The 6,699-nt window shown below is 42.7% G+C and carries 8 protein-coding genes and 2 pseudogenes; 9 read left to right on the plus strand and 1 reads right to left on the minus strand.

The annotated features are described in order from the left end of the window. The 9 genes and pseudogenes from BCT81_RS24630 to BCT81_RS24670 form a co-directional block, all read left to right on the plus strand. On the plus strand, positions 1-676 hold a 676-nt coding region (locus BCT81_RS24630), incomplete at its 5' end, for a hypothetical protein (protein ID WP_102426166.1). Positions 677-732: 56 nt separating this feature from the next. Beyond that, positions 733-1,608 carry an MBL fold metallo-hydrolase gene (locus BCT81_RS24635; protein ID WP_102426167.1) on the plus strand — a complete coding sequence of 292 codons (876 nt, stop codon included), beginning with the start codon at positions 733-735 and terminating at the stop codon, positions 1,606-1,608. Positions 1,609-1,740: 132 nt separating this feature from the next. After that, positions 1,741-2,577 carry a DUF3626 domain-containing protein gene (locus BCT81_RS24640; protein WP_102426168.1) on the plus strand — a complete coding sequence of 279 codons (837 nt, stop codon included), beginning with the start codon at positions 1,741-1,743 and terminating at the stop codon, positions 2,575-2,577. Positions 2,578-2,679: 102 nt separating this feature from the next. Beyond that, positions 2,680-3,183, plus strand: a pseudogene (locus BCT81_RS24645) (opioid growth factor receptor-related protein). 195 nt (positions 3,184-3,378) lie between these two features. Further along, complete coding sequence (locus tag BCT81_RS24650) at positions 3,379-3,864, plus strand: hypothetical protein (RefSeq protein ID WP_102426169.1); 486 nt, start codon at positions 3,379-3,381, stop codon at positions 3,862-3,864. Next, positions 3,854-4,372, plus strand: coding sequence for a GNAT family N-acetyltransferase (locus BCT81_RS24655; protein WP_102426170.1), 519 nt, complete (start codon positions 3,854-3,856; stop codon positions 4,370-4,372). Before BCT81_RS24650 ends, BCT81_RS24655 begins: the two co-directional genes overlap by 11 nt. Positions 4,373-4,444: 72 nt before the next feature. Next, positions 4,445-4,874 (plus strand): annotated as a pseudogene (locus BCT81_RS24660) (GNAT family N-acetyltransferase). A gap of 10 nt (positions 4,875-4,884) precedes the next feature. Further along, entirely contained in the window at positions 4,885-5,256 is a 372-nt protein-coding gene (locus BCT81_RS24665) for a RidA family protein (RefSeq protein ID WP_102426171.1), read from the plus strand. A 231-nt stretch (positions 5,257-5,487) separates the two neighbouring features. Next, on the plus strand, positions 5,488-5,970 hold the full coding sequence (locus tag BCT81_RS24670) for a tetratricopeptide repeat protein (RefSeq protein WP_102426172.1): 483 nt from the start codon (positions 5,488-5,490) through the stop codon (positions 5,968-5,970). Between the two features lie 91 nt (positions 5,971-6,061). Here BCT81_RS24670 and BCT81_RS24675 read toward each other — a convergent pair. Beyond that, a partial coding sequence (locus tag BCT81_RS24675) for a methionine synthase (RefSeq protein WP_102426173.1) occupies positions 6,062-6,699 on the minus strand: 638 nt, incomplete at its 5' end.

The raw sequence follows: 6,699 nt of genomic DNA on the forward strand, positions 1-6,699 counted from the left end.
TTCTCGTATTCATAGGATATTGAAAAGTGGGGTATACCCAGCGGCGTATGTTGCTTTAATGCAGTGGCATGAGAATAAGGGCTTTCAAGACATCTTCGCGCATTACGTTTCGCAGGCTTCTCGAACAAGCGAATACCTATCTCACAATGTGACTATCTTATTGGCGCTACATCGTATTTACCGTGAGTTAGAGCCGTCTCAAATTCCAGCATTCCTTAACCGCTTCATTGAATTTGTCACATCAACCAACTCTGATGGCGACCAAAACATTTATGCAGGTGAAGTCGTAGGTCTCGATAAGGTATTACAAGCGTGCTTAAAACAGTTTGGTTTCTTTGGGCACAACCTCATTACGCTTACGTGGATATTGCGTTGCAAGGAAGTGCTGTCGAAAGAGCAATATGACGCAATGCTTTTTAATCTCTATCGACAGGCAAATAGCCCATTGGAAGATCCAGACGATGAGATTGACCAAGCTATTTTGGCGCAGTGTCAAAGCTCAGATAATTCAGATGAGTTCTATAACAATGTCCACCGATTAGTTTTTAAGTATACGACGAATCTGCACCAGATAACCCTAGCGGATGCATTGTGTTTTCTTCGCGAAAGATTCCCTGAACATGCAGCAGAGCTAAAATGTGTCGCAGAGTATCAGTGTCGTTTGTTAGAAAAGTGAATTTAATTAATATGTTGCAGCTAACATTATGCAATGTCAGCAGTCTAGGAAGGAAAATGAAAAAGCTATTTATTGGCTTATTTTTAATGGTTTCGACCAGTGTAATAGCATCTGAAAATGTTCCGGAAATGTCGATTAAAAACGGCTATGTGGAGCCTTTCCAAATGTTCGATAACGTATATTACGTTGGAGACCGATGGGTTTCATCTTATGCGGTAGAGACTACAAAGGGATTAGTTCTTATTGATACACTCGATTTCCCTTATTCGATGTGGATCCCCACCAATTTAGAAAAGCTTGGGTTACAAGATAAGGCCATCACGCACATTTTAGTGACTCACGGTCATTCTGATCATGCTGGTGGAGCGCAATATCTTCAATCTGAATATGACTCAAAAGTTGTGATGACGCAGAAGGGTTATGAATTAGCCATTTCTCAAGCCAACAAAAGCAGCGGTAATAATTCGTTTTTGCCTCCTAAGGTCGACTTTTTTGTGCAAGATAGCAGTAGTCTGATTGTCGGTGGTGAGGAATTTAAGTTTTACCTTACGCCCGGTCACACGGAAGGGGACTATTCGATAGACCTTATGGTGAAAGATAAGGGGATACCACATCGCGCATTTGTCGTTGGCGGACACAGTATTAACGCACGAGATCCTAAGCTAGCGAAGCAGTTTTTCGAGAGTATGGACAGAGTCCGAGAGATCGCTTTGCAGCCGCCAGTTGTGAGTGTGAATCTGTCTAACCATCCACATAAGAATCATCTATTTGCTAATCGTGAGAAACGAAATGTTGATGGTTCGAATAACCCGTTCATTAGCGAGAGCAACTTCTTTAGCTTCATAGAGCAGCAAGAGGCTTTAGCGAAAGAGAAGCTTAGCCAAGCGGAATTTCGGGTTAGCTCGGAAGCTTCATCCCCTGAGGCGCAGTAGGTCATTTGCCGCTGTCTGCATATCTTGTCTAAGTTGAACTTTGTGTTCATATCTTAATAGGTTAAGTTTATTGTCTGTGTCGTACCATTTGTTTAGTCGGCGCAGTATTCTTTCTCGAAAATAGGAGATTTCATGGCTGACAACGCAGTAGAGCAAGCAATCGAAAACATCCGATTGAAATCACAAGGTACGGATTGTTTAACGAGTTGCTCGGTGACGATCAACTTCCACCCCGATCGTTACACGTCTGACAATAAACCTTTGCTCGAAGCGATGGCTGAAGATGGTTGTTTGAAGTCTCAATTTGAAACAGGTACCAGTAATGGTGGTATGACGGCTTACCTAGGTGGTGACCGTTGGTTATGGGAAAAGCGAGTGTTTGACGGTGCGTATGATGATGCTCCGAATACGCTTAGGCCGAAGTATGGTGCATTGAACTACCGAAATTACGAAACAGGTGCGTCACCTCGTTTTGGATCCTGTTACTTCCAACTGAAAGCGGAGATCTTGGAACGAACCACGTTCTGCTATCCCGACAGCTTCTTTGAGCCAGAGGATTTCGCCGTTTCTAGCCGTGTGCAGGCATTAGTTGATAAAGCATTGTCATCCGATGTTGACTTGCTTGATGATTATATCGAGGCACATGTTCATGGGGTTATCTCTCTGAAAGACGATATTGAATGCCTTGTATTGGACCCTGTTTACCGCTCGACGATTATCGAAGAACGCGCGATGAAATTGGGCGTTCCGATAAAGTGGCATAATGGCTTCGAGCTAAGCCTAGAAGAGATGAGTCGCTACCCAGATTATCGCGGCCAGTCGTTTATAGAACTCGCAAAAAAGTTAGCGGTAAACGGCAAGATCAATGCGAAAATACTGGGGCTAGCCGTGACAGAGCAAGGTTATGACCAACAAGACGTAAAGAAGATCTGGCATTACTTGGCTCGGTTTGGTTATAAATCAGAATAAGCTTCTCTAATAGCAAGAGTCGATTATTGGGAGGTTGTTAATCGTACCTCCCAGTATTTAGCGGAAACCCGCAAGCAAAAACTATAGTCGGTAGGATTTTAAATGAGTGAGATCGCTTGCTTTATCTCTGGTGAAGTGCCAGACAAATTTGGTCGTAATATTGAACAGTTGTTAGCTTACAATCACTTCTGGCTGGAGCATAGATCATAAGTACATTCAAGTGTTTTTCCCAATAGATGAAGGGACCAAGTTCAATCAACATGCACCGTTGGTTACTCAAGAAGATAGGACTATCTTTTTGCTAATTCAGAAGAGCTTCGTACTGCTCATCTACAAGTGCTTGACCTGATGCTTGAGTTTTGGGGAATGCAGCGAGATGGAAGTGAGATATCGTCATTGTTGCCACTCAGCGCTGCCAACCATGTATGGTTGAAGAATCACGACCATAACCAGCTTCGACTAACGCGAGCCATTCGCAGTTTATACTTGTTAGGCAATGAAGAGGTTGCAACCAACTTATGTGACTTCTTGATCGCAGCGGCCAATGAAACGGGTTCAGTCTCTGATAAAACGGTGCAATATTGGCGGAATGCGTTGGAAGGTTAGTTTTTCTGTTCAGAGCTTTCGGTACTGCACATAATTGATTTCCAATGCGCGGCATTTTTGTGCGATGCCGCTTTCTCTATATTCAACATTTGAATGCAATTTGTGGTATACATCAAAGTTGATATCATCTCGGTTAACTTATTATTTTTCATTATGTTAGGGTGCTTCTAGTTTTTGTAAGAAGGCGGCTAGATTATGAAAAAGGGATTTGTCATCGCTGTATCAATTGGCTTTGTTGTCTTCTTCCTCGTTGGCCGCGAACTTCAATGGTTCGGGTCCAGTAATTCTGAGTCATTTCCTAAACTGCCGAATAGCCCTCAATTTGTACCATCTACTGACTTTGACGGTGAGTGGCTAGGTCGCCGTGTTAACACCACTGGCAATAATATGTGTGAGCGAACAACCATCACAGGAAACATTCGTGAAGGTAAAGCCATTTTGAGGCTTACCTACAACGGAACAGCATTAGAGGGTTGGGTTTCAGAAAGCGGTGAATTACGGTTATATGCCAAACATCGCCAATGGGACTATCGCTTTTCAGCAACAGGCAGCGGCATGCGGTTTGATGGTCTTTGGTATTTAACCAATGGCCCGTGCCAAGGGACTTGGTTTATAGAAAGGTCGATGCTAAGTCCTAATCGCGAATCAGTGAGAACCGAAAGGGTATTAAATGAAAATTAGAACTGCAGAGTTGTCCGATATAGCCGCAATTACTTGCATCTTCAATTTCTATATTGAGAACACTAACGCGCGCTTTGAAGAAGAGAGGTTTTCGTTGGAAAATCGACAGCAATGGTTCTCTCAATTCTCGAGTGATAGTAAATATCAACTTTATGTCGCAACCGAAAACGACTCGCTACTTGGTTTCGCATGCTCTCAACCGTACAGAGCAACATCCGCATTTGAAGATACAGTCGAAGTCACAATTTATTTAGCTGAAGATGCAAAAGGTAAAGGGATAGGCTCTAAGTTGTATTCTCAGCTCTTCGCATCAATCATTGATTTCGGTGTTCATCGCGTTCTTTCCGGTGTGGCATTACCCAATGAGGCATCGATCGCACTACATAAGCATTTTGGCTTTCGAGAAGTTGGTGTGTTCAATGAATATGCAAAGAAAAATGGCAAATACATCAGTTCAATGTGGTTGGAAAAGGCTTTAGATGCGGATATGTCCCTTAAATCCTCTTAACGTTTTTGATTCAATACTTATAACATTTTTTGATGCAGTATTAGGAAGCAACTTGAAAACAAAGGACACAATATGGACGTCAAGTTGGTCAAAGGTTCTGACCCAAAATTCGCAGAGCTGATAACCAAAACGAATATGGCGCCTTACTACGATGCGCGGGATCGTTTGGGGTCATGAGCAGTTTTTACGCAGTTGGGACGAGTTAGATAACTATGAAGTTTATGTAGGTGATATGCGTATTGGTGTTGTCCGCTTTAGTTATACCAATGACACCACGTTCCTTCGAGATTTACAGATATTAGCCGAATACCAAGGTAAAGGTTTTGGCTCTAAGTGTTTGGATTTAGTGATTGCACATGCGAACAGTCAGGCATCGATTCAGTTAGTGCTGCGTGTATTCAGTGAGAACCCTGCGATTAAGCTTTACCAATCAAAAGGTTTTACAAAAATTTCTGAAGTGAAGGGGCTTGTTGAAATGGAGCTGCAATTAACTGGACTATAAAGGAAACGAAATGGTTGAACGTATAAATTATCAAGGCTTGCCATCAATTGCTGGGCCTTATGTTCACGCGACAAAGCACAACGGTACGCTCTATGTCTCTGGTTTGACTGCTTACGGCACAAGTTCACAGGATCAAGGAATTGGTGAGCAGACGAACGAGATACTTAGTCAGATCAAGCAAATACTAGAGTATGAACAGCGAGCAGTCAGTGATCTTATTAAGCTGACGATCTTTATCTGTGATATGTCTGAACTAGGCAGTCTTCGAGAATTATTGTTCGACTTTTATGGAGAGTATCTTCCAGCTTGTTCTCTAGTCGAGGTATCTAAATTGATTCACTCTGATTTAAGAATTGAGATTGAGGCGACAGTGGCCCTGTAATAACTAAAATATATAAAAGCGTCCATAACTTAAGAAGAGTCGAATCACTTTCGCGTGTCGAACTTGGTGTTGTTTTTTGGGTTAGGTTGTACGTAAACCAATATTTCAAACTCTGCTTGTGTGCTAGCATCGTTTACTTAGTGCACTAATCTGCTTATGCTGCCTAGGTAACTCATTAGGCTTAAATTAGAAGCGCGTGTATCCCAACCGCAGAGCTATCAGGTATTAAGAATGGAAACAACTATCTCACAAGCCATTGCGCTTCGAAAAGAACAGAAATATCAAGAGTCGCGAGACTTGTTGGCGACACTATTAAGTGATGAAAACTATGCAGCAAAGGCGCACTTGCAGATAGCTTGGTCTTACGACAACCAAGGTCAAGAACAGCAGGCGATTGAGCATTATGTTTTGTCTTTGCAAGGGAAGCTCTCTTCCGTAGAGCGCTTTGATGCGTTGTTTGGCTTAGCAAGCACTTACCGAAACCTAGGTCAGTATACTGAGGCTTTAAGCTATTTCGAACAGACGATGGCTGAGTATCCAAATTCGATAGAAGTGAAGCCTTTCTACGCAATGTGTCTGTACAATTTAGGTCGTCATAAAGAGGCGACATCACTGTTACTTGAGTTATTGGTTTCCACAACCAATAGTGAGGCGATTAAAGAGTACCAACGGGCTATCTCTTTGTACGCAAAAGACTTGGATAAAACTTGGTAAATGAGTTTTCAGTCGACAGCTTACTAATCAAAGAAAAAGCCTAAGTATCGAGTGACACTTAGGCTTGAAGGATTCGCTTTTATACGTTTTGTCAGCGCTCCACGGAAAGCTCTTTACGCAATATCTCTGCACCAGCGCTGAGTGCATTCAGCTTAGCAGAGGCAATGTCGCGAGGTAGAGGAGCCATGCCGCAGTTGGTGCAAGGGTAGAGCTTGTCGGCATCAACATACTTAAGTGTTTCTCTTAGAGTGCTAGCCACTTCTTCCGGTGTCTCAATAGAATCTGTAGCAACATCAATAGCGCCAACCATCACTTTCTTACCGCGAACAAGTTCAAGCAGTTCAAGTGGTACATGAGAGTTGTGGCACTCTAACGAAACAATATCGATATTCGATTGCTGCAGCTTAGGAAATACCTCTTCGTACTGACGCCACTCAGTGCCTAATGTCTTCTTCCAATCTGTGTTTGCTTTGATTCCGTAGCCATAGCAAATGTGTACTGCGGTTTCGCATTTAAGCCCTTCAATGGCCCTTTCTAAACAAGCGATACCCCAATTGTTCACTTCATCAAAGAACACGTTAAATGCAGGCTCATCGAACTGAATAATATCAACGCCTGCAGCTTCTAATTCTTTCGCTTCTTCGTTGAGGATCTTTGCAAATTCCCACGCCAGTTTTTCACGGCTTTGGTAATGTGCATCGTAAAGTGTATCTATCATGGTCATAGGAC

This window comes from Vibrio sp. 10N.261.52.A1, from assembly GCF_002876325.1.
GTDB classification, from domain to species: Bacteria; Pseudomonadota; Gammaproteobacteria; order Enterobacterales; family Vibrionaceae; genus Vibrio; species Vibrio chagasii.